The sequence below is a fragment of the Phycisphaerales bacterium AB-hyl4 genome (genome assembly GCA_041821185.1).
Taxonomy (GTDB): domain Bacteria; phylum Planctomycetota; class Phycisphaerae; order Phycisphaerales; family Phycisphaeraceae; genus Natronomicrosphaera; species Natronomicrosphaera hydrolytica.
This window is the reverse complement of sequence record JBGUBD010000004.1, coordinates 93,190-119,422: the sequence shown is the minus strand read 5'-3', so window position 1 is coordinate 119,422 and position 26,233 is coordinate 93,190. Positions and strand designations below refer to the sequence as shown.

Genomic DNA, 26,233 nt, shown 5'->3' with positions numbered 1-26,233 from the left:
GTCCATATGGCGAATCGGAGATCATCGAAAGGTGATGACGCGAACATGACGAAAAAACTTATCAAATCGCCGGTTTCCAAGCCTGTCCGCCTTGTGGACATCGCGGTGGAGGCAGGGGTTTCGCGTAGTGCCGTGGCCAACGTGCTGCTGAACAGTGCGGGCAAGAACGTCCGCGTCGGTGAGATGACTGCCAAGCGCATCAAGTCCGTCGCGAGCCGGATGGGCTATTACCCCAACGCGGCGGCTCAGCGTCTGGCAGGCAAGCAGACAAAGATCATTGGCGTCGTGATCGACAGCTACGCCCCCATGCCGCGGTTCAGGCAACTGTCTGAAGTCGAACGCGCCGCCGACGAGCACGGCTATCGCGTGATGATCGGGCAATCGCACGGTGAAATCGAGAAGATCGAAAGCTATGCCGCCGACTTCGTCGCCAATCGCGTCGACGGGGTCATCTGCATCTCCCATCATTACCCGGATGTCGGCGAGCGCATCGTCGAAGTCTTCAAACAAATTCCCAACGTTGTCTATCTCGGTCAACCGCTGGCCGACTCGAAAGACACATATTGGGTTGCGGTGGATCACCGGCGAGCGATGCGTGGCCTCGTGGATCACTTTGTCCAGCGTGGTCGCCGCCACATTGCGCTGTGTCTGCCCGACCAGATCTACCAGGATAGCCGAATCCGTCGAACCAGCTATGAGGAAAGTTTGCGGGCGCACGGGATCGAGCCGAGTGACGACCTGCTGTTGGACTGCGAAGACGTTGTGTGGGACTGGGAGAACCCGGCCATGCATGAAAGCCTGACCGCGTGTCTGCGCGACATGCTGGCCCGCACCCCGGTGGATGCATTGCTGGCGATCAACGATCTGATGGCGATGCACCTGGTTCGGTCGTTGCGTGAATTGGGCAAGCGCATTCCGGACGATGTGGCCGTCGCGGGCTACGACAACCTCGCGATGACAAACGTGACCATCCCGTCGATCACCACCGTTGACCTGTGCGACTATGAGTTGGCCCGCAAGGGCTTCGACACCTTGCTGGCGTTGATCGAGCAACGCAAGGTGACCAAGGCGCAAAGGCATCAGTGGGTCGAGCCGAAGTTGATCGTGCGGGAGTCGGGTTGATCCTCAATTCGTTTTCGGCGCATGTCACAGCCGGTGTCTCGCGCGGCCCGAACGACGCGTTCCTGATGTTCCGTCAAGGCGTTCGGCGGCGCGGAATTTCTGCTAAATGGATGAAAAAGTGTTTCGGAGGATGGCGGAGGCTGTTAAGATGTCGCGCGTCATCATCAGGTGTGGCGCGATTCTCACGGCGTCGTCACTTTTGGCTCTTAAACCTCGTGTCTCCTCACGCATTCAGAAAGGATCGATCGTCGATGCGAAGCAAGTTTACGCTGGCAAGCCTGGGACTGACGCTGCTGGCTCCGGTCGCGACGTTGCAGGCGGAGATCGGACAGACACTGCTTTACGATTTTGAAACAGCCTGGCAGATCGAGGATTGGGAGGTTCAGGATGCGTCCGTTCAATCGGTGTATCAGGCCGAGCGGTTCGCGACCTCGGGCCAGTACAGCGCCGGCTTTCGCGCGGCTGCGTCCGACCGACCGCCGCATTTCCGGCTTCCCGTGTGGGACAACCACTGGGCGCCGTATAACCGCATTGCGATGGAGTTGACCAACCCGACGGATCGTGAAATCCGGTTGGAAACCTCCATCGTCGGCGAACTTCAGAACGGCTATCACTTCATGATCAAGCTGCCGCCGATGAGCCACACGACGGTGGTGCAGGAGTTCAAGCTGCCTTCGTTCATCCGTCATGACAATATTCATGCCCTGATCTTTCGGCCGCAGTCGAATGTGGACGTCAACTTCTACCTCGACGACGTGCGCCTGTTGACTGCCAGCGACGACGCTCCCGCGGGCGGCGCGGCGACGGTCGCCGAGGAACTGCGCGAAGCGCGTCGGGCGTTGGCTCGGGACAAGGCGGCGTCGCTGCAAGAGCAGATCACCGTGCGCGAGTTGGACCTCCCCGAAGCCGAGCAGATGATGCGCGACCAGGTGAACGCCTTGCTCGCCGAGGCCGAGCGTGATGACATCACGGTGGACGAGCAGGTTGACGTGGTGGAGCAACTCAACCGCGTGGGCATGACCTTGGACCGATTCGTGGAGATTCGCGAATACGTGGACGCTTATGCCAAGGATACGTCCGCGGGTTTTGTGGTCGGGTTCGCTGATTCGATGCGCAAGATCATGCCGAAGCATCACCGCAGCGGGCTGGCGATAGACGAAGGGGTGGCGGTCAGCCTCGCCGGCGGCGAGCATGAGGCGTTCCAGGTGGCCGTGGCGCCGTTCCGCGCGGATGCGAAGAACGTCACCGTTCGCGTCAGCGACCTCACCGGCCCGGACGGCGCGGTTATCAGCAAGGACCAGATCGATACGGACATCGTGGCCTTCGCCAAGACCACCTTTCCGACCGATGATTTCGTGGACTACGTTGGCTGGTGGCCCGAGGCGCTGGTCGCCAGCGACAGGCCCATCGACGTCGCGCTCGGCGATGTGCAGACATGGTGGGTCCGCATCCGAGCCCCACGCGATCAGTCGGCTGGCACGTACACCGGCACGATCACCCTCGCCGCCGACGGGCAGGAAGACCTGACCTTCGACCTCGCCACGCAGGTCTACGGCTTCAACGTGCCCCGGCATGCGCCGATTCCCACGGCGATCACTTACATCAGCCGAGATGTGGTCAATCACGCGGCCATCGGCTCACGCGAGAAATGGGAAGAGATAAAGTTCGAGCATACCGATGTGCTCAACGACTACTACATCAACATGGACAGCATCTACAACTGGGCCAACCCCGACCGCGTTGACGCCGTCGACTGGGACATCATCGAGTACCAGCGCGAGAAGGGCACGCTGGTCAGCTTCAACATCACCCACTATCACGGCGCCAGTGACCAGGACATTGAGAACATCCGCCCGTACTACGAAGAAGCCAAACGCCGCGGTCTGCTCGAACACGCCTACATCTACGGCTGGGACGAAACGCCGCCTTATAGCTGGCAGGGCATTGAAGATTCCTCGAAACGGCTAAGCGAAGCGTTCCCCGAGGTGTTGACCATGGTCACGTCGCAGGATCATTCCTACGGCTTCAACTCGCCGATCAAGTCGCTCGGCGCATGGTGTCCGATCATTTCGCGTTACAACCCCGACCTGGCCGACAAGGCTCGCGAGGAAGGCCGCCAGGTCTGGTGGTACACCTGCATCTGGCCGCCTCGGCCGTATCCCAACATCTTCGTGGACTACCCGGCGATCGACAACCGCGTGATGACGGGCCTGATGCACATGAAGTATCAGCCCGACGGGTGGCTGTACTACCACACCAGCATTTGGCACGATGAGAAAGGCCTGCACGAATACCCCTACTCCAACTGGAATCCCGAAGCCCACATGAATACCAACGGCGACGGCGCTTACTTCGTGCTCGGGGCGGATGGTACGCTCATCCCCACGATCCGCATTGAGAACTATCGTGATGGCTTTGAGGATCTGGCTTATTACATGATCCTTGAACACCAGGTGCGGCAGTACGACAAACAGCAGAGCGAAGTCGATTCGGCTTGGCTTAGTGAAGCCCGCTCCGCACTGGATGAAGTCAACCAGCATGTCCGCAGCCGGGTGGACTGGACGGAAGACCCGCAGGCCGTGTATGCGTATCGCCAGCGCCTCGCGACGCTGATCGAAGCGTCGCCGATCGACGACACCGATCCGTGGAAAGATGGCATGGGCGTTCGAGGCCTGCTGCGTGACTGAATGACGGTGAGTTCACGAAAGCCCGCTTTCATTGCAAAGTGGGCTTTCTTTACGCCCGTTTCATCCAATGTATTTTCACACGAAATAAGACAAGCGGAGCACTGACTTGACCGACTCTCACGCTACGCATCCGCGCTCCGCTGTCAATGCGCCGCTGTACGCGATTCGGCGGACCCTGCCGCCGTGGTGTTTCGAATCGCGGCTTGAGGAATTGTTGACATTCTGCCGTGACGCCTGTGTTGATGAGGTGATTCTCAAGGTCGACGCTGAAGAGTTCAGCCAAGGCATGCCGACGGTGGCGTGGGTGTGCGAGTACGTTTCGAAACTTAAGCAAGCACGGGATGCCTTGCATAAAGTCGGCGTGACTTTTTCGCTGAATCCCTGGGTCACACAAGGCCACATCGACCGCGGCCGAGACCTGCGTGCCCGGTTTCCCGACTTTCATTGGATGGTCGGCCACGACGGTGTGGTATGCCGCGCCCAGGCGTGCCCGCGATGCGAACGGTTTCAGCATCATGCGGTCGAGCTTTGGAAGCTGTATGCAACACTGGAGCCAGCGGTCATCTGGATCGAAGACGACATCCGCACGTTCAACCATCAGCCGGCCGCGTTCGGCTGCTTTTGTCCGCTTCACCTCGGCGCATTCGCGCGGCGTGTCGGTGTCTCGACGCTGACGCGCGAGCAATTGGTCGATGCATTGCTTGCTCCCGGTGAGGCGCACCCCTGGCGGCGAGCATGGTTTGATTTTCAGCGAGATACGATGCACGAGCTCGGGGGCGTGCTCGCCGACGCCGTACATGGCATCTCGCCTGCTACGCGCATCGGGCTGATGTCATCCGGTCCCGCCAATCACTGTCTGGATGGACGGGACTGGCGCGGCTTGGCCAAGCGGATGAGCGGTGGCCCGGGTGTGATCCATAGCCGACCGACGTTGGGAAACTACACGGAAGGCTCGGCTGTGGGGCTGTATGACAGTGCGGCTCAGATTCACCGGACACGACATGTCCTGCCGAAGGGCACGATCGAGCAGACCGAGGTGGAGAACGTGCCGTTCACGGGCTACGCCAAGAGCCGATCGTTTACGATGACACAGGTTGCGCTGTCCGTGGCCCGCGGGTGTGCAGGGGCGACGCTGAACCTCTTCGATCACCTTGGTTCGTCGTTGTCGGTGGATCCGATGTGGGCCACAATGCTCCGCGAAGCTCGGCCGATGCTCGAGCGACTGCGGCATGTCATGCATGGCGACGGCCGCAGCCAAGCGTTCGACGGCACGTTCCAGGGTGTGCAGGTGCTGCACCACGAGCGTGCCAGTGATGTTCGTCGACTATCGTCGGGGGCGCGTTATGAAGCCTTGATTCCGGTGGATGGCGCATTTGAAGCATCGCTCAACATGCTGGGCTTTCCGACGACGTATGACTGCGCGTCGGTCGTGGCGACTGATGGACAGATGCTCGATGCATTTGACGATGCGAGCCTTGAAGCGGTGTTGCGCGGTGGCATGTTCATTGATGCTGCTGCGCTTGCCGTGCTGCATCGACGCGGTTTCGGCGAACTGGTTGGCGCTGAGCCGGGCCCGTTCCGCACGCTCAATGTCGGGCATGTTACCGCGGCTGAAGCGATGACGGATGTTGCGTTCGGCGGGGCCGTTGACCGTTATCTGACGTTGACGTTGCCGGACCTGTTGGGGCAGGGACGCTACGTTCATCTTGAGCCGGCCGACTCGGCCCGCGTGGTCAGCGAAATCGTCGATCAGAATCGCCAGCACGTTGCGCCGATGCTGACGTTGTTCGAGAATAAGTGGGGCGGGCGCATCGCCATCCTGCCTCTTGAAATGGCCACCGCATTTGGTACGCCGTTTCTTCATCCATACCGGCAGGTACAACTGGCGGCAACCCTGCGATGGCTTGGCCGAGAACGACCGGCATGGGAGGTCAGTGGCGGCGTCTATCCGTTGGCGTCGGTGGCGGCCGTCGGGGGTCGAAGGATCCTGACGTTATTCAATTTGAGTCGAGATGATTGGCCGAGCGTCACGTGGAACATGCCGGTGGCGCCGGACAAGGTTCAGGCGGTTTCGGCATTTCAGGGTGGCGGTGGTGAACTTGGGGGGGCCGCAGTCCAGATGACGACCATTCCGGGCGGTTCATCGGTCTGTCTCAAAACGACCTTGCCGTTTGGTCGGCCGTTAACCTGCGTGGTGGATGTCGAGCAACCGAACGGTTGAACGGACCCGATGGCCAAGCCGCCGGGCATCCTAAACCGCTTCTGTATCATGTCTTGCGAGTTTAACAGGTGCATGATCGCCGGCAGAGGTCGTGCGATGGAGATTGGATCTGCAGGCTGGACGATGTCATCTCAGATGCCGGGGCTGTAAAATGGTACATGCCCCAACACCCGCGAACGCGACGCCGATCCACGTTGCCCTCGCCATGGAAATGCGCCCGTTTGGCGCTCTGCAGTCGGCGACGCCGGACGCCCACTCCACGGCCCAAGCGGCCCCCTTGGCAGGTGCCCCCTGCACCTGCGCCGCCAGCTCGCGATGGGTGGCGTGGGCGATCACCTTCAACAGCGGATGGAACAGCTTCGGCATCGGGTATAATCGCCTCTCTTGCGTCTCTGTGGCGGGGGCGCGCATAAGTGAACACCGCCGGAACCGGGTGGCACGGCGGTAGGGGAGGCATCGGCCTGCACCATGACCAAAGCCAGCCCTTCGCGACTTTGAGGGGTCAAAAAACTCTCTGGTTCGTCATGTTCGTCACAGGCCGCTAAGCGCAACCCACCGACGCGAGACACGCATTTCGTTGCGCTCGACCCCTCTATAGGGCTCGAACCAGTTCGCGCTTTTAACGCGCGACAACGACCGCCTCAAAAAAGTGTTTAACAGGGGCAAAGGCTGAAATCATCTGTACTTACGCCTCGCGCGAACTCGCGAAATCAGGGGTGTTTTGCTGTTAAAAGAATGCGCAAACTTTTCGAGAGAAATCCCGTTTGATGGGTTGCGCACAGGGAGAGTGCCGACGCCGGCGAAATTGTGACGCGAATTGTGCCAACTGCCGGCGATACCCCACGGACAGCCACAGACGAAACGCGCTCGGTGTACTTCGTGTCGCAGTCGTGGATCAGGTGCCCGATCTTGAAGCCCTGATCCTCCGCCTCCATGACGAAGTTCCGCGCCTGCTGCGTCCCCACTCATTGGTCGGATGCGCCGTATCGCACCGACATCTGGCGGCACACGCTGGATCCGGCAACTGACCGAAGGCTGGCAGAGTCGTACATTCGCCTTTGCACCGAGTTGGAGAAGATCGACAACGTCACCGATTTCGCCGTGCGATTTCCTGAAGCATCCCGCGCGTACCGCAATTTGAACGAACCATGTGACGAGGCGGCGGAACGGATATTCAAACTCTACAAGCGTCATGCTTCCCAAATCAACTGTGCGCTTGACCGGATGAGTGCCGAACTCGCCCCTGAACTTCGACGAGGTACGATTCCACCGTACTCGCTTGGCGGCATCCTGTTCATGGGCAATGTCAGCTACGAACGTGACCGTGCTCCTGCACTGGCTTCAGCATCTGCATCTGCACGTTCCACCACAACGCATGATGGTGCGCCTGGTCGCAAACGACGCCGCGCCAAGTCACCGAACGCAACAGAGACGCCGATTCGGCCGGTAGCCGCTGCAAACATGGCCAAAGTCGTGGCGGCCGTGAAAGCTCACATCAAGACCGCAAAGGATCATGCGGATGAAACCGGGGCCCGGGGCGAGGCAAAATTGCTTCCGCGTCCCACGCAAGAGCAACTCGCGAAATTGGCCGAGGTTCACCCCTCTACCGTATCCCGCTGCCTGAGGCACAAGGACGGTGGCGTGCTTCGTCTGTTGTGGAGGACGGCGAACGACCTGCAGGAAATCATGCGCCACAAGTTCTGAACCGACCTGGTCTCGATGACGCCATTCCAGCCTTTTTAGCCTGCCAAATTGCAGTTGCACCTTAGAACTGCAACTGCAATCTGACTTTTGCCGGATCGTAAACCCTGTCATAACTGTCCTGTATGAACAGGTCGGCGTTTTCTGCTGCGCCCAAACTGCAATTTCCGCGGGGGGTGTCCGGCGCGACGTGTGCCGGGTTTCACACCCCCAGGCGGAGATTGCAGCGATGCAACACCCCCAGTCCAAACAGGTTCAGAAGCGATCACAGGCCAATGAGGATGCTCTCTGGCGACGTGCTGATGGCACCATGGCCCCGGCCCACCTACGCGACCCGAAGATCGAGGCGCTCATCCGAGGTAAGTCGGCAACGTATGCTCGAAACATGCGGTACGCCGGGGTGGAGGTGAAGGACACTCGGCAGAGTTTGTGGTTGCTGCTGACCAAACGTGAATCTCAGTTCGATCCCGAGCGTTCCAGTTTCCCGACCTTTGCCGAGATGGCCGTCGATAACGAGATCATTTCAATGGCGCGTTACGACACGGCTGCTAAGCGCAACCGTGCTCGGGAAGAGATGTCGCTGAACCAGACGGTCACCAGCGGCAACGGTGATGGCGAGGATGGCCAGTTCGAAGCCAGCCAGACTATTGCCGACCCCAACGTACCTGCGCCAGATGTCAACGACCTGCAACACGACCTCGATGCGGTCACGTCAATGCTTACACCTCGGCAGCAGCGAATCCTGAAGTTGGTTCCGCGGCGGATGGCGAAAGCCCGGCTGGCGAAAGCTGTGGGCGCCACGCTCGATGAACTGGAACAGGAACTGGCCGCGATCAAGGACTGCTTCACTGAGCACAACCTTCATTTGTACCTGCGTTAATCGGAGGGCGCGCGGTGTTTGCGTATATGACAGATAGGCCCCCGCGTTTTTGTTGCCGACCAAGGAGGTGCCGCCATGGCGCTCTCGGGATGTCGCTACATCTTCGACCGCGGCGTGTGCTTTGCTGAAGTGTGCGACACGCTACATCTGGCGTTGCTGGCCGTGACGAGCATGCACGGCGAAACGCGGGTGCGTTTGGAATGCGCCTTCGAATGTGATGAACGCGCTCATGCCGTGGTGATCGACGCGACGTTGGCAGTGGGTCGGCAGCTCAACACAATTTTCAGCGGCTTCGTCGCCCGCGAGTTCGGAGACGACGCCTTAGTCATTCAGCGACCGCCTGGGCATGCCAACCCTCAGGCGATCGCGAAGGCCTCGTAACACGGGAGGTGATCGCGCATGGACCGCGGACCACGCGATGGAACTTCGTCAACGGCCGAGCCCTTGCGCCCGGCCATCACCTGCAACCCCGACGGCGTGCCCGCGCCCTTGCGGGAACGTCGGCAATGGATCGTGTGGCGCTATGGTGTTCGCAAGGGCGAGATCACTAAGCTGCCGACCGACTTCCGATCCGGACAGGAAATCGACGCGACGGATCCGTCCAACTGGTCGACCTTCGCCGAGGTGGTCCATGCCCTCGGCGGAGGTTCGGCCTTTGCTGGCATCGGCTTCGTGTTCACGCCGGACGATCCGTACTGCGGGATCGACCTGGACGATTGCCTGAACGACGACGGCACGCTGGTCGACAGCGCGCAGCAGATCGTCGACACGTTCAACTCGTACACGGAGATCTCGCCCAGCGGCGAGGGCGTCAAAATCATCATCGAGGGCACGAAGGCGCCGTGGGCGAAGGCCAGGCTGTGCGCTGGAACGTTTTGGATGTTGATAAGGGGCTTCCTTACTGCCGCCGGTGCATTGGCTGGAAAATCACTTGAACGTATTGACAAACATTCCATACTAGTTATATTGGTATGGCATGAATATTGAGTGGAGTTGGTTGGCGATCTGAAGCAAAAAGCAGGGCAGTGGTTTCCCATGACCTCCCTTACCCGCTACGCAAAGTACCTGAACTTGAGCCACGCCCTGAAAGCGCAGATTCAGGGCGGTGTTTACGGCCCGAATGGCAGGCTCCCGACTGAGCAGGAGCTGTCGGCGACGTATAAGGTTTCGCGCAATACGGTTCGTCAGGCCATCTCGCTTCTGGAAAGTGAAAACTACCTGGTTCGCCGGCAGGGGGCTGGGACGTTCGTGGCGGATTTGGCTGAAAACGGCCAGCCCCGGCGTGAGTTGACGTCATTGGTGATGATGGTTGTTGATTCGGTTCTGCAAGAGAATGCCTACTACCTGTCTGAAATGGTGACAGCGGAACAATGGTTGTCTGAACGCGGTATTGCGATTACTTCGGCGAATCTGATCACGCGGGATCTGATCCGGGGGCGTCGCCCCGCCGCATTGACTCAGGCTCACTGTCAGGGGCTACTGCTGGATGGCTGGGTCACGGACCTTCATTGTGCGGTGATGGAGGAGTTGAAGCTGCCTTATCTGGTGGTGGGCAATCATCCGGTTTCCGCATGGGTTCCGCAGGTGCGTCTGGACATCAAAGCGATTGTTGGCGCGATGATTGACCACTTGGTTGCGACGTGCCCCAAGCAGCCGATTGCGATGCTGCTTAAGGCCTCGCCGACCCTGCAAATCACACAAGAGTTGCTCATGGCGTACATGGCGGCGGTGCAGAAACTGCCTCAGAAGGGTGCGATTCTTCAGATGGCGACGGAAGCTACGTCGGAAGCCGCCATCAACCGCATGTTGGACATGCAGGGCCAGCCGTTCTCGCTCATCACAACGGAAGCGGAGGTTGGTGCTGTTGTGAATGCCTACCGTCAGCGTGAGTTGAGTACGGAACGGTATCCCATCGTCACATTTGCCAACCCAGCGGCGCTTGAGCCGGTGGAGCGGGCGTACACGCACGTGATGCCTCATCGTGGGGATCTCATGATCATTGAGGCGATAACACATTTCCTGGCTGCTTACGAGCAGGGGCGGGAAACTATTCACGAATTGGTCGGGCCGAGGGACATCGTGCCTCCATCCGGCGCATGAGCATGGTCACAACGGGGGAAACGCCTTTACGGTTGTCTGTTCAATTGCCGGTTTTTAAAGTTCCCTTCCTTTCTCTTCAGGAGACTCGATGATGATGGATGTACACATGGTTCGTTGGGTTGGTGCGAAGCTGTTCGTTGTGGTGGCGTTGATGTCGATGGCCGTCCAGGCGCACGCGTCTGTGACGGAGACGTTCTACCTTGCTCCCAGCGATGGTCAGGCGGCGACGCTTCGTGGCGGGGTTCCTGCTTATCACGGCAACACAATGTCGCCGGGGGATTCGGCGTTCGCGATCGGAGCGCACGGCAACGCCAGCGAGTCTCCCTATCGCGCGCTGTTGCAGTTCGGCGGACTGGACATGTTTGCCTCGATAACAACTGCGACCATCGAGCTGACCGTCTTCGCGCCGTACAACGGCGACTACATGGACGTCGCGGTGCATCAGGTCACCGAGGCATGGAGCCCTGGCACGAACACGTCATGGAACACTCAGCCGAGCTACGAAGCCGACCCGTACCTGGTCCAGAATGACTGGTGGGGGGGGTTTGACAGTCCCGTCTACACGCATGTCTACGACGTGACGGGCCTGGTGCAGGCGTGGGGCGACGGGACAAGCCCAAACTATGGCGTGCTTTTGAAGCAGCACGACGAATCAATTCCGCAAGACGCCTTGCTGTTCAACAATGATTTGTCAGATGCACCGGGGCCTCGTTTGGTCGTTCATGGCGTGCTGGTGCCTGAGCCGGGCATGGGTTCGATTTTCGCGTTTGCTCTGGCTGCCTGCTTTGGCCGCCGCCGCAGGCTTGTTTCGAAGTGATGTTGCACCAAATCATGCGGTATGGCGTAATCCAGGATGACTCGAGGCGAACCAGAACCAATTCCATTGGAAAGCAGCAGAATGACGTACAAACGCACCTGTCACGCGTTTACCTTAATTGAGCTACTTGTTGTCATAAGCATCATTGCAATATTGATTTCCATCCTCCTGCCGACCTTATCTTCCGCTCGGGCGCAAGCCCGGCGCGTGCAGTGTGCCTCGCAGATGCGCCAGATGTCGCTGGCATTGATGCTCTACGCGGAAGATAGTTCATCCTGGTTTCCCCGGATTCATTGGGCATACGCCAATCAGTTTCGAGGGCAAGGCGGGCACGGTTCGGTGGCGCTTCGCAGCTACCTCGGATCGCCCGGCCGAGCCGTATCCGACACGAGTCCGGAGATTGGCGCGTTGTCGATACTGCTTTGTCCGGATCGTGACACCCGGCTAAGCGATGCCTACGTCAACTACAACCATGGTGAAAACATGGCGACTACCTATCGCATTGTCGCAGGCTATGGCGATCGGGAGCCGTTGAACGGATCGGGCAATTGGTACGGCTGGGCCTGGCAGACCTGGCGACATGAGTTCAGCCAGGCCACGCCGCTCCCCCGTCTGAGCATGATCGGTGCAACGGAAATCGTGCTGGGCGCGTCGGCGCAGCCGCTGATCGGCGACCTGTGGAGCCCCGGCAATGATATCGAACTCAATGGGTCTCACTGGTACGGAGCGCCGGGGCCGATTGAAGCCAATCACGCAAATGGTTCAAACACCGCCTTTGCAGACGGGCATGTGTCGTGGGTCAACGGCGATTTGCTGCAGAATCGTATATGGCTGTTTGGCGAGAACAGTCTCTGGTGGTAGCGGCCGTTGAACGTGTTCGCAGATGTGTAAAGTCCAAGCCGTCGCATCGTGCCCACGCCCGAATGTGTCGAGCCATAGTCAGGTTACGGTGAATATGAACCAACATGCAATCAGCCGAATCAGTCCGCTGTTGGCAGTCCCGGTGCTGCTTGCAGGGATCGCGTGGGGGATGCCGCTGGGCATTGTGTATGCCGCTCACGCGGATGGCCAGGGCAGTGAAGTCATAGTCTGGGCGACGGGCGATCGGGACGAGGCCGGCCCGCCACGCGGGAAACTGTTGAGCGACAACGCAGGGTACTGGGGCGATTCCATTCTCACTGGCGTTACGTATGAATATGAGAGTGAGCCTACGAATCCTCGGGATCAGTTAGGTGGCGATGCTTCGCAATTCGGTCGCAGACTGTTGTCCGGCCGTGTCGCGGGCGACTGGCATGTGCCTGTCGGTCAAAATCCTGGCGAACCACTGGTCGTCGTCTTTGATTTCAAACGGCCAGCCACGTTCACCGAGGTCACGACCATCATGACGCGGACGGCCGTGACCTCAATGGTCGTCGAAACCAGGGACTCACCCGACACGGCATGGCAAACCGTCTACAGTCGACGGATGGGTGAAGGCCATGAATCGTCCGTGAAGCGGGCGTGGCTGTCGGACGAGACCCACGGCCGCTACATGCGTGTATCAATCGGCTCTGCCGGCATTACCTATGTTGACGAGGTGCTCGTGTGGGGTTGGGCGGAAGTATCCGACGCCTATCCTGAAAATATCACGCCGACCTGGGATGCCGAGCTACCTGCTGACACACTGGCGTCCATTCCCGGCATGACGCAGACGTACTTCAGTGGCGAGCGCTTCGAGCAGTGGCGTGCCGCTATCGGCCGTCATGCTGCCGCGCCGGCTGTCTGGTCAGCGGCGCACGGGCCTAGCCCCGAGGCGCCCGTGCTACCAGAGGCTAACACGATCAACGCGCCGCTGAGCATGCTGACGGCGCGGAACGAAACCGAAAGCAGTTATCTGAGTCTCACCAACACTTCGCCTGATGAGAGCCTGGAACTGCGGGTGGAAAGCATTGAACTGCGTCGAAACGATAACGCGAAGGCAGCAGGTATCGAGGCCCGGATGCTGGTTGGCGGTGCGCTGCCCACGGCACCTCGCACGCAGCGATTGACCGAGGAGCAACGACTGCGTCTGCTGATGGAAAGTGATACAGATCAGTCGGGACAGAACGATGATAGTGACGTCCGTGTGATGCCGTTTTTTGATCGCGGTCAAATGCTTGGCGGTAGTCTGATGTGCCGATATATGAGTAACGGCGCTGCCATACGCGACTATCCACAACTTACTTTGCCACCCGGTGGCTCGGCGATCTTCATGCTTCGCGTGGTCAGCAATCATGCCGAACCGGGCAGGTATACGGGAGCCATATTAGCTCGCACAAGCGAAGACGACATCGTCGAAATGAAGTTGACGGTGCTGGTGGCAAACGTGGTGTTGCCCGAAATGGATCTGTGGGTTCGTGACTGGTCCAACGGAACGGATCAGTTTCCATATGAAACGCAGCGTCGGCGGGAAAAGGACGCGCTGGTCAACCGTGTACTTGGTACGACTGTGTGGGCAGGGTTCCCAGAGCCTGACAGCAAGGCGGCGTACTTCGGGTCGCATGGCAAGACGTACTATCGCATCATGGGTTTGCCGTCCGCTTATGTCCATCAGGGCTATAACAGTGTACTCACCGTCGACAAACTGACGGCGGATGACGAAGCGAATATCAGCAGGCATGTGAAGGATCTGGTTACTCAAGCGGAGTCGCTTGGTCTTGATTATGACCAGTGGTTTGTTGAACTGTGGGATGAGCCGCAGGAGGGCAATGCCGAGTTGTTCGGCGTCCTGGCGCGGATCATCCGTGAGACGGACCCGCAGGTGCGGATCTACATGAACCCATTGTTTTGGCGTCCCGGTTTTGCGCCGCAGGAGGTGATCGTCGATCACCTGGCGGATTACTACAACGAATTGATTGACATATCTGTGCCGATTGGGCCGTTGGTCGGAGACAACCAGACGACTTGCGCATTATGGGCCAGGCCAAGGTTCGTCCGGGCCTTCTTTCACCATCCGCCGAGCAGGGCCGGGCGACAGATGGCGTGGAAGGCATTCGACTTGGGTTTCAACGGCTGGGGCTATTACTGCTACTACGCGCCGCGCGGTAATCCATGGGACATTCGTACGTGGTCGAGTCTCGACTATAGGTATCAGATGGTGTTCCCCGGGCCTGAGGGGCCGATCATCACGCCGATCTATGAAAAGATGCGTGATGCCTGGGAAGACTATCGGCTGCTTGCCGCCGTGCGACAGGCTGGGGAGACGGCGTTGCTGGACGAATTACTGATGGCGTATCGCCGGGGCGAACCGCTAGCCGAATTGCGGCGACGTGCGCTTCGGGAACTTCATATGACGCGATGAGCGATGTCTGTTCGCTGGTCTTTCGTTCGCCCGTTTCAAATTGCAAGAAACTGAATTGGGAAAAATATTGTCGTCTTTCAAGGATGTGTGCCTGATGAAAATGTGTTTGCTTAAGCGTGTCGCTGCGACTGCGGTGATCATACCTATCGTCTTCGCAGCAGGGGGCGTTCAGAGTTTTGCGGAAATCATCTGGTTTGACGGCACGCGATCCGACGCACCGCCGCGGGGCTACCTGCTGACTGACAACGAAGATTACTGGGGTGACGCTATTCTGACGGGCGTGGAATACGCCTATGAGGCAGAACCGGGTAGCCCGCCGGACGACCGGCCCGACCGCCTGGGCCGTCGTGGTCGCATTCTACTCAACGGAAATCGTGGGGTGGATGTGCGTCCCGGTCAAAACAAAAGCGTTGGTATGAATGAGGGTGATCCTCTGGTCGTCGTATTCGACTTCAAACGCAGATGCACCTTTGCTGAGTGGAACATCATTACGCCGACGCAGCGGGTCGCTATCAGCCTCGAGATGCGGAGTTCTGAGGAAGAGCCGTGGGAAAAGGTATTCGAGCAGAGCATCGAGACCAGCCCGACTGCCCTGCTCCATCGGCTCAAGCTTCCGGATGAACCCGGCGGGAGGTATGTCAGACTGACGGTTCAATCGCCTGACACAACGCTGCTTAATGAAGTGCTGGCGTGGGGAGACGCCGAGGTCAGCGATGAAACGCCGGAGATTTACACGCCAGCGGTGGAGCACGAGTATCCGGTCGGTATAGCTTTTGAAACCGTGCCTGGTGCGAGCAAGTCCACGGTATCTGACCGTGAATCGTTCTACTGGGTGCAGTCGCTCGGTTCCGACCACCGGAAACAGGATGCGGTCTGGGCGAAGGTTCCGGCGTGGTCGTCAATCTCGCATGAGCCGATGCTGCCCGACGCCGATCGCGTCAACCAGCCAGTTCACATGGTGATGGCACGCAACGAGACCGAGGCGACGGCACTGGTGTTAAGAAATACGCTGGTCAACAACGCCCGCGAAGTCCGTGTCCGCCTTGATCCGCTGAAGACGGTGGATGGTGACACCGCAGAGGGGATTGAAGCGAACCTCGGTGTCTTCGGCGTGATCGGTGATCCGAGTTTCGGAAACAATCTTGGGCCGATTTTTGAAGAAGACAACCTGCTCGGCGGCAGCCTGATGCGCAAGTACCTGCTGAACGGGGCGCATATCAGCAATTTTCCACACGTGACGCTGTCACCAAGCGGCGGCGCGGTATTCTGGCTCAGCGTAACCACGGATGGGGTTGAGCCGGGCATCTACAAGACGCATCTGTATGTCGAAGGCAATGAACGCGTCCCGGTCAATGTAGAAGTGTTGGACGTTACGCTGCCCATGCCGTTCGCCCACGTCAAAACATACTCATACAACCGAACGACGATGTTTCCGTTTGAGTACGCCGATCGTCTTGAACGCGACATTGCGTATGCGCTGGACAGCGGCATCAGCGACTGGAGTGATGTGGAGTACATCGACCTGATCCGCGAGATGGCGTCGGACCGTGGGATGCGGCTGATGTTTGACTTGGGCATGTTGATTCCCTGGACGCCGGACTATGTCGGCATGATCTACCAGTCACGCTGGACGCAGGAATCGGATTTTCCTGATGATGCCCGGGAGCGCATTGCAGAGGCGGTCGAGGAAAGAGTGGCTCGGGCTGAGGAACTGGGGCTTTCTTATGACCAGTGGTATGGCAAGACGGGGGATGAGCCAAAGGAAAGCAACATCGGGGGCGTGGCGTACGCCGCGCGGGTGATCAAGGAGACGGACCCGCGTGTGAACATCTATGTGAATCCTGCCTATTGGGCCGGTTACGACCATGGCGGTGTGGCTGACGATGTGACCGTAGCGCGAGGTCTACAGGGCTGGTACGATGAGCACGTTGATCTTTCCATGCCGCTGATGCTTCTGGTCCGTGATCGGCCGAAGGCGATGGAGGCGTTCGCCGCTCCGAGGCTGGTGAACTCGTACTACTACGTGTCCGGCCATCTCGATCGGTCGGAACATGCCGTCGAGATCCAGAAATACCGGCGAATGGCGTGGAACAGCTACACTTTGGGCTTCAACGGCTGGGCGTTTTATGCCTGGTACAGCCCGCGCGCGAATCCGTGGAACCATCACGACCGCAACCCGCCGGGCGAGGGGTTGCAGGAGCCATCCGATTACCAGATGGTTTATCCCGGGCCGAGGGGGGTGATCCGCACCCGGCACTCGGAAGCATTGCGTGAAGGCTGGGAGGACTGGCGCCTGCTGCACCTGCTCAAGAAGCAAGGCCAGCTTGAGCTTGTCGAGCAGTTGCTTGATGCCTATCAGAGCGGAGACGCGCCACACGACCTCCGAGAGCAGGCCCTGCGTGCATCTGCAACCACCCGCCAAAACTGATCGAGTCGTACCCCCTTCAGACGCCTTGCGCCCAGTGCAGGGGATCTGCGATTCACAATGCATGAGATGACCGGCTGGCCCGGAGGCCACGCCGTCACAGCGAAGCCTGAGATTAACCGATTCGGAAGGTAAACATGAGCTCTCACCTGAAGGGTAATCATACGATTGACAACTATATCGCGCCGATCGCCACCGCATGCAGCATGGTGGCGGCACCCGCCCCTGCCATGACCTGGGTCGACGAGGGGGAGGCTCGGGCTGTCATCATCACCGCCGACGAGCCATATCCTGTAGCCGAGTATGCTGCCCAGGAATTGGCATACCACGTCAAGCTGGCCACCGGCGTCGAACTGCCGATCGTGAAAGAGTCGGAGGCCGACCGTGCACGTGTTTCGCATATCTATGTCGGGCAGTCCGATGCCGCCCGCCGACATCAGATTGATCACACGGCGTTGAATACGGAACAATGTGTCATTCGGACGTTAGAGGGCAATCTGTTCATCGTGGGTGATGACGGCCCGGGGCATCCGCTGGATTTCAACAATACGCACGCCGGAACGCTTTGGGGTGTGTACGAGGTTCTGGAACGTACGCTGCATGTGACGTGGCTGTGGCCGGGCGAACTGGGCGTCAACTTGCCTCGCACGGATCGGGTGACGGCATGCGAGTGGGACATCACCCTGAATCCGCACTTTGCCCGCCGCATGATCCGCACCGGTCTTCATTGGCTAAACGGAAACCCCGTGCTGTGGGGCGAATTACAGGTTGGGCAAGAGGCGGGGATGGCCTACGGTTCAGACGAAGCGTTGGGTCGGTATGTATGGGATCAGTACATCTTTCTTCGACGGCACCGCATGGGGCGCTCGGACGATGGGCGGCCGTTCACAGAACATTCCTTTCCCGACTGGTGGGAAACCTACGGCGATGCGCACCCGGAATGGTTTCAGCGACTGCCCGACGGTGAGATGGCTCGGCAGTGGCGTACGCGGTTCGGATCGGTGTACGGTGCGCCGGCCAGCAGTTGGGACGGCCGTCGCGGCCCTGCCGACCCTGGCGCCGGATCGCTTGTGTCGCTGTGTGTGTCGAACAAGGCGCTTCATCGCGAGATTGTGAACCGCTGGATGCAGCAGCGCGAGGAAAGTCCCGGGCAGCAGATCCCGATACAGCTTGGCGAAAACGACATTCTCGCGTTATGCACATGTGACGACTGCCTGGCTCTGGACGGGCCACAGCCGACGCTCGAAATGTATGACGCCATGCCTGAATATGTGCGCGGCATGTATACGCCTTTTGACGCGGGGCGGCGCTATGCGATATTCTGGAAGAGCGTCTACGAAATGGCACGCGAGGTCGACCCGGATGTTGTCGTGACGGCGTTTGTCTACCTGAATTACTTTGTTGCGCCAGATGACGTGAAACTTCATCCAAACATCGTGCTCGCGTTCGTTCCATGGGGTGGCTGGTGGTTTCCGAGAGATCCGCGTGAACAGCAATGGCTGCGCGAGCAATGGCACAGGTGGTCCGCCACCGGGGCGACGCTGTATTATCGTCCTAATTACACCTACGACGGCGCGTCAATGCCCCACAACTATGCTCGGCAGATGGCTGACGAAATGCAGTTCACTTACCGCAATGGATCGATCGGAACCGACTTCGACACGCTGACCGGCCAGTGGGCGGCACAAGGGACGACGCTCTACCTGTTGGCACGGTTGCACACAAATCCCGACACACCGGTAGAGCAGTTGCTGGAAGAGTACTATTCAGCATTCGGACCCGCGGCGATGCATGTCAAGGCCTACTTCGATTACTGGGAGGCCCACACAACAATCAATCGGGTTTTGAAACCCCGGGCCATGTCGCATCATCGTGCGAACCGGTTGCACACTTATCTTCGGGCGGCCCACGATCTGTTCCCGCCCGAGTCGTTCGGCCGTGGCGAACAGATTCTTGCAGCGGCAGCGGAAGCGGTGGAAGACTATCCGGATCAGCGCGTGAAGGCCCGCATCCACTACCTGCAACAGGGGCTGACGCACGCGCGAAAAAGTGCAGCGCTTGCCGCCATGTTCGACGATGATCAGGCCACGGATGCCGAGCGACGAGAGGCGATGGATAACCTGATGGTTTTCCGTCGCTCCATTGAACACCTACACATTGCCAACCTGACACGGTCGGCCCGCAGCGAAATTCGCAGTTTTGCCGATCGGTTCGACTTCAATGTTTCACAGATACCGGCGGGGGTGGACGAACCCTGAACGGGTACCGCTTTCGGCCCCGTGCTTCGACGAACGATCAAAGGCAAAAGTACCTCAATATGCAGCAACAGATGACAATCGTGTGGGCTGACGCGCCAGAGGTCGGCCGCATTGAAGTCGAGCACGGCCAACTGGCCGGGATCGAGTGCAGCGATCCGGATGCCGTGGTGAATGCGGCGCAGATCTCTCGTGGCCGAATGGGGCCGGCGTGGTGGCTGGTCACGATCGCGGACGCTTGCAACCGGTCGGGCCGTGACGCGACAAGGGTGCGGGTGGTGGCGGGAGATCGCAGTTTTACGTTTTTCGCGCGCGATTCAGCGATGGGGCTGGTGATTGTGGTCGCGGCGTATGGTGTCGCCGTCGCGCCGGGCAGGGATTCGCGGCCGTACACGTGTCTGCGGGACTCGCTCGGTCAGGCCGATGGCGATCCCGACCTTCGTGGTCTACAGCATCAGCCGGAGGCGTCCTACGAGCGGTGCTCGCCGATCGTACGGGATTCGCACGCGCCGACTTGGCTGGGGCTTAGCCGAGACATGCGCATGTTTGAGATCGACTGGCTGGTTGACCGCGGCTACTGGGGTGTGGTTCGGCCGAAGGTGCCCATTCAAGGGATAGGCCTTTCCGAAACGAACGGGCAGCCGGTCGAGTACGGCTTCGTCGTCGGACGTGGAACCAACTGCACGGTGGACGTGACACGTCGCCTTGAGGATGGCTGCCTTCCGATTGTGCTCAGCCGAGCGCAGGATGCCGGCATCGACTATCACCTCACCGCTTTTGCTGATCTGGAATGGACGCCGCTGTCGGCTGAAACGCTTCGCGGGACCCATTACCTAGTGGCAGATCGCCATGCATTCGGATGCTCGCAGACGCCCAAGCAGCAGCAGCGCGCTGTTGAACTGGAGCCTGAGGAGTATGACGCACTGGGCGAGCAGACGCTCCTGTGCATACAGGTTACTGCACGCAATAACACGAAGGCCCCCGCCTACGCATGGTTCCAGGCTCCCAACCCCGAACATGTGCATACCAGCCAGGCCGTTACGCGTGATGATTACGCAGACTACCCAGGCCAGGGCCGGTTCAGCAGGGATCGTGTGTATTGCGTGGCACGGCTCGACGGGGCGCCGCTGCGGCAGGTCGAGGTAGCAGTCCTCGTGCCTCCAGGCGGCGAAGCAACGATGGAATTTTACATTCCGCATCAACCGATTGTCGAGGCACGGGCTCAACGTTTGCTCGATGACGAGTCCCTATCGTTTGCACAGCGGCACGAGCGCTGCCGGACCTTCTGGCGTGAAAAGCTGGGCAAGACGGCCTCGGTGCAGCTTCCGGAGCAGCGGCTGGAGGAAATGCTGAAAGCGGGTGTGCTGCATCTGGACCTGATCACCTATGGACATGAGGCAGTCGGGCCGTTGGCGCCATGCGTCGGTCGATACGCGCCGATTGGTACGGAAAGTTCGCCGATCATTCAATACTATGACACGATCGGTCGTCACGACCTGGCACGGCGATGCTTGCAGTACTTCTTTGACAAGCAGCGGCCATCCGGCCAGATGCAGAACTACCAGAACTACCAGTCGGAGACAGGCCCGGTCCTATGGACCGCTGGGGAGCATTACCGCTACACACGCGACGAGAACTGGGTACGACGAATCGCGAAGCACGTACACCGGGCCTGCGACTTTCTCATCGCCTGGCGTCATCGCAACATGACCGAAGCGCATCGCGGGCGAGGCTATGGCATGATCGACGGATCGGTTGCCGATCCGGAGGTGTCGCACCATTATTTCATGAACGCGGGATATACCTGCCTCGGCCTTGCGCGTGCTGCGGAAATGCTCAGGACGATGGATCCGCGGCGAAGCGACGAGCTGGCTGGCGAAGCGGATCAGATGAGGCAGGATATTCTTGTCGCCCTTCGCGAGGCGGTTGCACGCGGGCCTGTGGTGCCTCTGGAAGATGGGACGTGGATGCCGACCGTGGGGCCTTTTGTCCAGTCGGAAGGCGCCATGTCACTGCTGGCCGACCGGAATATCGCACTGACGCATAGCAGTTTCACGATTCACGACGCGGCGATCGGTCCGCTGCACCTGATTTTCCAGGAGGTGCTCGCGGCGGACACCCCGCTTGCTGAGATACTGCTGCGCACGCACCATCGTTTGAATACCGTGCGCAACGTGACAGCGTCGCAGCCATACTACTGCCGGCACGACTATGCTCATCTGAGGCGGGGCGAAGTATCAGCTTTTCTCGAATGCTACTACAACGCCATGGCCGCGCAGGCCGACCGCGAAACCTACACCTTCTGGGAACATCAGTATCGCACGGGTGTACACAAGACGCACGAGGAAGCGTGGTTCCTCATGCAGACACGCTGGATGCTGATGCTGGAGGTGGACCAGACGCTGCGACTGCTGCAGGGGATTCCACGGCGATGGCTGGCCGAGGGCAAGACGTTGTCATTCACCGGGCTGGTGAGTTATTTCGGGCCGGTTTCGCTAAGCGTGGACAGTCGTCTGGACCAAGGCGTTATCACCGCCCATGTGCAGGGAGCGAAGCGGCCGCTGCCTGCCACCGTGGTTATCAGGTTGCCTCATCCTGACGGGCTGCGTGCAACGGCGTGCAGCATGGGCGAGTACGACGCGGCAACTGAGACCGTCCGGATCAATGGATACCGGGGCGACGCAACCGTTGAACTGCGATTCAACGCATCGTGTTGATGCTGCGTGTTCAGATGACATGCGCTGTTTTAAACTGGACGAGGCCAAACTGCAATGAGCGTCAACATGAAGCGAGTCCTTGCTTTTCACTGCCATCCTGACGATGTGGAGTTCCAGGTGTCCGGCACGCTGGCGCTGTTGGAGCAGGCTGGGTGGGAGATTCATATCGCCACAATGGCAGGTGGCGAGGTTGGGTCTGTCGTGCTCGGGGGAGAGGCGATCCGTGCCGTGCGATTGAAGGAAGCGGCTGCGGCGGCCGACCTTCTGGGTGGCCATTACCATTATGCTGGTGGCCACGACCTGTGTATCCAATACGATTCATGGCATTTGCGTCAGGCGGTTCGCATCATGCGGGAGGTCGATCCGCAGATTGTTTTTGCGCCGCCGCCGACTGATTATCTTGTGGACCACGAAGAAACCTCACGCCTGGTGCGGACGGCAGCATTCATCGCCTCAGTACCGAATTACGATTGCGGCGAACCCAGCATCGCCACGGCCGGGATACCCCACTTGTATTACTGCCATGCGGCCGGCCTGAGTGATATCTACGGCCGACCGCTGCCGATGCAGATGGCGGTGGATATCTCCGCCGTCATCGATATCAAGCGGGAGATGCTCGCATGTCACGCGTCTCAGCGATCATGGCTGCAGTACGTCAATGGCATGGACGACTATCTGCAGCAGATGGAGGTGGATGCCCAGGTGCAGGGGCAGGCGGTCGGGGTTGTATTTGCGGAAAGCTTCATGCAGCATCTCGGCCGGGGGCATCCGACGGACAATCTACTCCATGCCATTCTGGGCGATCGCTGCATTCCGCTGTCATTGGAACACGGGGGTAATGTGCATGCATAGTCAGTTTCCCCCCCGATGTGCCGACGCGACGGCAATTGAAATCGTCGCGAAAGGCCGCTATGAAGCACCCAACGCACCTGATGGCTTTGAACGGCTGCAGTATCGTAGCGCTGTGGATGGTTACGAAGACTGGGTACTGATCCGCAACCCCCGGCGGATGTCGCGATGGCTGGTGGTGCTACACGGCCACAATGCATCGGGCGATCAGTTGCTGACGCGTCCGGACATCCGGAAGCGATGGTGGCCGATGCTGGGCGACATGAGCATGGGTGTCGTTCTGCCGAACCTGCGTGGTAATGCCTGGATGGGCCCCGCTGCCCAGATGGATCTCGCCGGCTTGCTTCACTGGCTTCACACGAACCATGGGACCAAGCAGGTGATCCTGGTGGGTGGCTCCATGGGCGGCACCGGCACGTTGACCTTTACCGCGAACCACCCTCAGGACGTGGCTGCAGCGGTCGCACTATGCCCCGCGACAGACGTGGGCGATTACCATCAATGGTGCAGGCACGGCTGTGCGACTTCGCCACTTCTGTGTGAGATTGCTGACGCGATTGAATGGTCGTATGGGGGAACGCCAGCCAAGGTGCCCACGGCGTATGAAGGCGACAACGTACGAAAGAATCACCAGAAATTGGTAATGCCCTTGGCGATTGTTCATGGCACGGCGGACGAGACGATACCGGTGGACCAGTCTCGGCTACTGGCGGAGCGCCTACGAGGCCGAGCCACCTTTCAGTATCATGAAATACAGGGTGGCGATCACAACGCGCCCCTTCAACATTTTCCGCAAGCTTTGGCGTGGTGTATCGATGCATTGGAGGCAAACACGCCATGAGCGCCACGATCTCACCAAACGATAAACAGACGCCGGGGGCTCGCGTGCTAATCTGCGGTGCCTCCTCCGGCATCGGCCAAGCCACAGCCCAACGCTTTGCCCGCGAAGGGTGGCAGGTCTGTCTGTTCGCCCGGCGGGCATCGCAACTCGAAGCAGTTCGACAGGATCTGATCGGCGACGATCATCTCATGCTCGCCGGGGATTACAGCGACCCGGCCAGCATCTCAACCCTGACTACCATGATCTGCGACGCGTGGGGCGGTTTGGACGCGGTGGTCAACAGCGCCGGCGTCGTCGGGCCGGAGCAGGCGGTGGACAGTGACATCGCTCAGTGGAGAAAGCCGTTCGACATCATGGTGAACGGCGCCACTTACCTGACGCGAGCCGTGGTGCCGTTGATGGCTGAGGGCGGACGACTGGTGCATGTCACGTCGATCCACAGTCGGCGGGCCGAGCGGCTGGCCAGCGCGTATGGGATGGCCAAGGCGGCGATCGAGCAATACTGCCGGGCACTGGCACTGGAACTCGCGGATCGACATATTCTCGTCAATGCCATCGCTCCAGGCTTCGTGCGGACGCCGATGAGCGTCGTCGAGGGGGTCAGTGAACTGGAGAGCGACTGGTTCCGGGACAACTACGTTCGTGGCGATCATCTGCCACTGCGGCGTGCGGCTGAGCCTGAAGAGATTGCGGGCGTCGCGTTCTTTCTTTGCGGACCGGATGCGACCTATATCACCGGCCAGGTGTTGGTGGTCGACGGTGGGCTGACCGTTACATTCTGAACAAGCCGGGCACACGGCGAGGTGGGAAACGGACGATGAAGATTGAATCGGTGGACCTGTATTACCTTGCCATGCCGGCAATCAAGAACATCGGCGATGGCAGTCAGGATGCCTTGCTGGTGCGGATCGCGGCGGGACAGTGGGTCGGTTGGGGTGAATGTGAAACTTCACCCCTGGTGTCGATGGCGAACTGGGCCTGTCCCATGTCGCATTCGGCCTGTCGGCCGGTGCGTGACGGCGTGCTCGGTCAGCGGCTCGAAACTCCGGCGGACATCGCCCGCATCAACGCCGAGGTGCGCAAGCTCGGCCTGGATATCGCCCAGACCGACCACACCCTCTCAGGCATCGACATCGCCTTGTGGGATCTGCTGGGCAAGCGGCGGGGCGAGCCGGTCTACCGGCTGCTGGGTGACAAGCAGGCCTACCCTAAGACGCCGTACGCATCGCAACTGTTCGGCGACGACCCGCAGCAGACCCTGGCCAAGGCCCGTACAATGCGTGATGCGGGCTACGCCGCGGTGAAGTTCGGATGGGGTCCATTCGGTCAGGGAAGTGTGGACGCCGACCGCGAGCAAGTAGCGGCGGCGCGGGAAGGGCTTGGCAGCGAGTTGATGTTGCTCGTCGACGCCGGCACGGTATGGGACGAAGATGTCTCTGCAGCGGCCGCCCGGCTGTCCATGCTGGATGCCTTCGAGGTGACCTGGCTGGAGGAGCCGTTCGTCAGTGGCGCGTTGGCGGCTTACCGGGAACTGACGGCCCGGGGCAGCCGTGTGCAAATGGCGGCCGGTGAGGGCGCACATAACTTTCACATGGCCCGCCACCTGATCGACCATGGCGGCATCGGCTACGTCCAGATCGACACGGGCAGGATCGGCGGCATCACCCCGGCGCGACGGGTGGCCGAATATGCAAACGCGCATGACGTCACCTATGTCAACCACACCTTCACGACGCACCTGGCCCTGTCGGCTTCGCTTCAACCCTACGCGGGCATGGCCGACCACACCTTGTGCGAGTATCCGGTCGAGGCCAGCGATTTAGCCACACGGCTGACAAAGGATCAACTGAGGCTTGATGCAGACGGTCAGATTCGTGTACCGGAATCACCTGGCCTCGGCGTCGATCCGGACCCGGCCGTCATTGATCAATATCACGTCGATGTGGAGATGTATGTTGCAGGCCGATGCGTTTTTCGCAGCGGCGCGATCGCCGGCAGCAACACTGACACGGCGGGCGAAGTTGCCCGGGGCGGTGACATGGCTGATTGAGAAGGCGTGTGGTGCAGGGCCACCGTGTCGATCAACGCTGCATGACAAGCCGGTGCCAAGCGTGAGTTCGTCCGAATGTGAGGCTCGCGTAAATGGATCATGCTGCGGTCTCTCCTCGCGCTTCATCCCCTGTTTCTTGCTCGCTGCACGCTGCCTGCCGGTGGTCATGCTTGAGCAGCAGCTCGCCGAGGTGTTCGCGACAGGCGAGTTGACCTAGGGCAAAAGTGGTGGCAAGCTCGTCTCAATCAG

18 protein-coding genes are annotated in these 26,233 nt (G+C 59.8%); all 18 read left to right on the top strand.

Features of this window, described 5'->3' with window-relative positions; all coding sequences use genetic code 11:
- The first annotated feature begins 45 nt into the window (after positions 1-45).
- A complete protein-coding gene (locus tag ACERK3_07130) occupies positions 46-1,122 on the top strand; it encodes a LacI family DNA-binding transcriptional regulator (protein MFA9478068.1) in 1,077 nt (358 codons plus the stop codon).
- 251 nt (positions 1,123-1,373) lie between these two features.
- Positions 1,374-3,809 carry a glycoside hydrolase domain-containing protein gene (locus ACERK3_07125; GenBank protein ID MFA9478067.1) on the top strand — a complete coding sequence of 812 codons (2,436 nt, stop codon included), beginning with the start codon at positions 1,374-1,376 and terminating at the stop codon, positions 3,807-3,809.
- 106 nt (positions 3,810-3,915) lie between these two features.
- Positions 3,916-6,030, top strand: a complete 2,115-nt coding sequence (locus ACERK3_07120; GenBank protein MFA9478066.1) for a hypothetical protein — start codon at positions 3,916-3,918, stop codon at positions 6,028-6,030.
- Between the two features lie 933 nt (positions 6,031-6,963).
- Positions 6,964-7,734, top strand: a complete 771-nt coding sequence (locus ACERK3_07115) for a hypothetical protein (GenBank protein MFA9478065.1) — start codon at positions 6,964-6,966, stop codon at positions 7,732-7,734.
- Positions 7,735-7,960: 226 nt separating this feature from the next.
- Complete coding sequence (locus ACERK3_07110; protein ID MFA9478064.1) at positions 7,961-8,611, top strand: hypothetical protein; 651 nt, start codon at positions 7,961-7,963, stop codon at positions 8,609-8,611.
- Between the two features lie 75 nt (positions 8,612-8,686).
- A complete protein-coding gene (locus ACERK3_07105) occupies positions 8,687-8,992 on the top strand; it encodes a hypothetical protein (GenBank protein MFA9478063.1) in 306 nt (101 codons plus the stop codon).
- Between the two features lie 18 nt (positions 8,993-9,010).
- Positions 9,011-9,598: a hypothetical protein gene (locus ACERK3_07100; protein ID MFA9478062.1), complete on the top strand. Its 588-nt coding sequence runs from the start codon at positions 9,011-9,013 to the stop codon at positions 9,596-9,598.
- Positions 9,599-9,604: 6 nt separating this feature from the next.
- Positions 9,605-10,711 carry a GntR family transcriptional regulator gene (locus ACERK3_07095; GenBank protein MFA9478061.1) on the top strand — a complete coding sequence of 369 codons (1,107 nt, stop codon included), beginning with the start codon at positions 9,605-9,607 and terminating at the stop codon, positions 10,709-10,711.
- A gap of 151 nt (positions 10,712-10,862) precedes the next feature.
- Positions 10,863-11,528 carry a DNRLRE domain-containing protein gene (locus ACERK3_07090; GenBank protein MFA9478060.1) on the top strand — a complete coding sequence of 222 codons (666 nt, stop codon included), beginning with the start codon at positions 10,863-10,865 and terminating at the stop codon, positions 11,526-11,528.
- 36 nt (positions 11,529-11,564) lie between these two features.
- The gene (locus ACERK3_07085; protein ID MFA9478059.1) at positions 11,565-12,389 is read left to right on the top strand and encodes a DUF1559 domain-containing protein; all 825 of its coding nucleotides are present in this window, start codon (positions 11,565-11,567) and stop codon (positions 12,387-12,389) included.
- Between the two features lie 277 nt (positions 12,390-12,666).
- Positions 12,667-14,847 carry a hypothetical protein gene (locus ACERK3_07080; GenBank protein MFA9478058.1) on the top strand — a complete coding sequence of 727 codons (2,181 nt, stop codon included), beginning with the start codon at positions 12,667-12,669 and terminating at the stop codon, positions 14,845-14,847.
- 40 nt (positions 14,848-14,887) lie between these two features.
- Positions 14,888-17,275 carry a hypothetical protein gene (locus tag ACERK3_07075; GenBank protein ID MFA9478057.1) on the top strand — a complete coding sequence of 796 codons (2,388 nt, stop codon included), beginning with the start codon at positions 14,888-14,890 and terminating at the stop codon, positions 17,273-17,275.
- Positions 17,276-17,409: 134 nt separating this feature from the next.
- On the top strand, positions 17,410-19,530 hold the full coding sequence (locus ACERK3_07070; GenBank protein MFA9478056.1) for a DUF4838 domain-containing protein: 2,121 nt from the start codon (positions 17,410-17,412) through the stop codon (positions 19,528-19,530).
- A gap of 71 nt (positions 19,531-19,601) precedes the next feature.
- Positions 19,602-22,244, top strand: a complete 2,643-nt coding sequence (locus tag ACERK3_07065; protein ID MFA9478055.1) for a hypothetical protein — start codon at positions 19,602-19,604, stop codon at positions 22,242-22,244.
- Positions 22,245-22,298: 54 nt separating this feature from the next.
- Positions 22,299-23,096, top strand: coding sequence for a PIG-L deacetylase family protein (locus ACERK3_07060; protein ID MFA9478054.1), 798 nt, complete (start codon positions 22,299-22,301; stop codon positions 23,094-23,096).
- Positions 23,089-23,934 carry an alpha/beta hydrolase family protein gene (locus tag ACERK3_07055; protein MFA9478053.1) on the top strand — a complete coding sequence of 282 codons (846 nt, stop codon included), beginning with the start codon at positions 23,089-23,091 and terminating at the stop codon, positions 23,932-23,934. The genes ACERK3_07060 and ACERK3_07055 overlap by 8 nt, the downstream gene beginning before the upstream one ends.
- Positions 23,931-24,716, top strand: a complete 786-nt coding sequence (locus tag ACERK3_07050; protein MFA9478052.1) for an SDR family NAD(P)-dependent oxidoreductase — start codon at positions 23,931-23,933, stop codon at positions 24,714-24,716. Before ACERK3_07055 ends, ACERK3_07050 begins: the two co-directional genes overlap by 4 nt.
- Positions 24,717-24,751: 35 nt before the next feature.
- A complete protein-coding gene (locus ACERK3_07045) occupies positions 24,752-25,984 on the top strand; it encodes a mandelate racemase/muconate lactonizing enzyme family protein (protein ID MFA9478051.1) in 1,233 nt (410 codons plus the stop codon).
- Positions 25,985-26,233 lie beyond the last annotated feature (249 nt).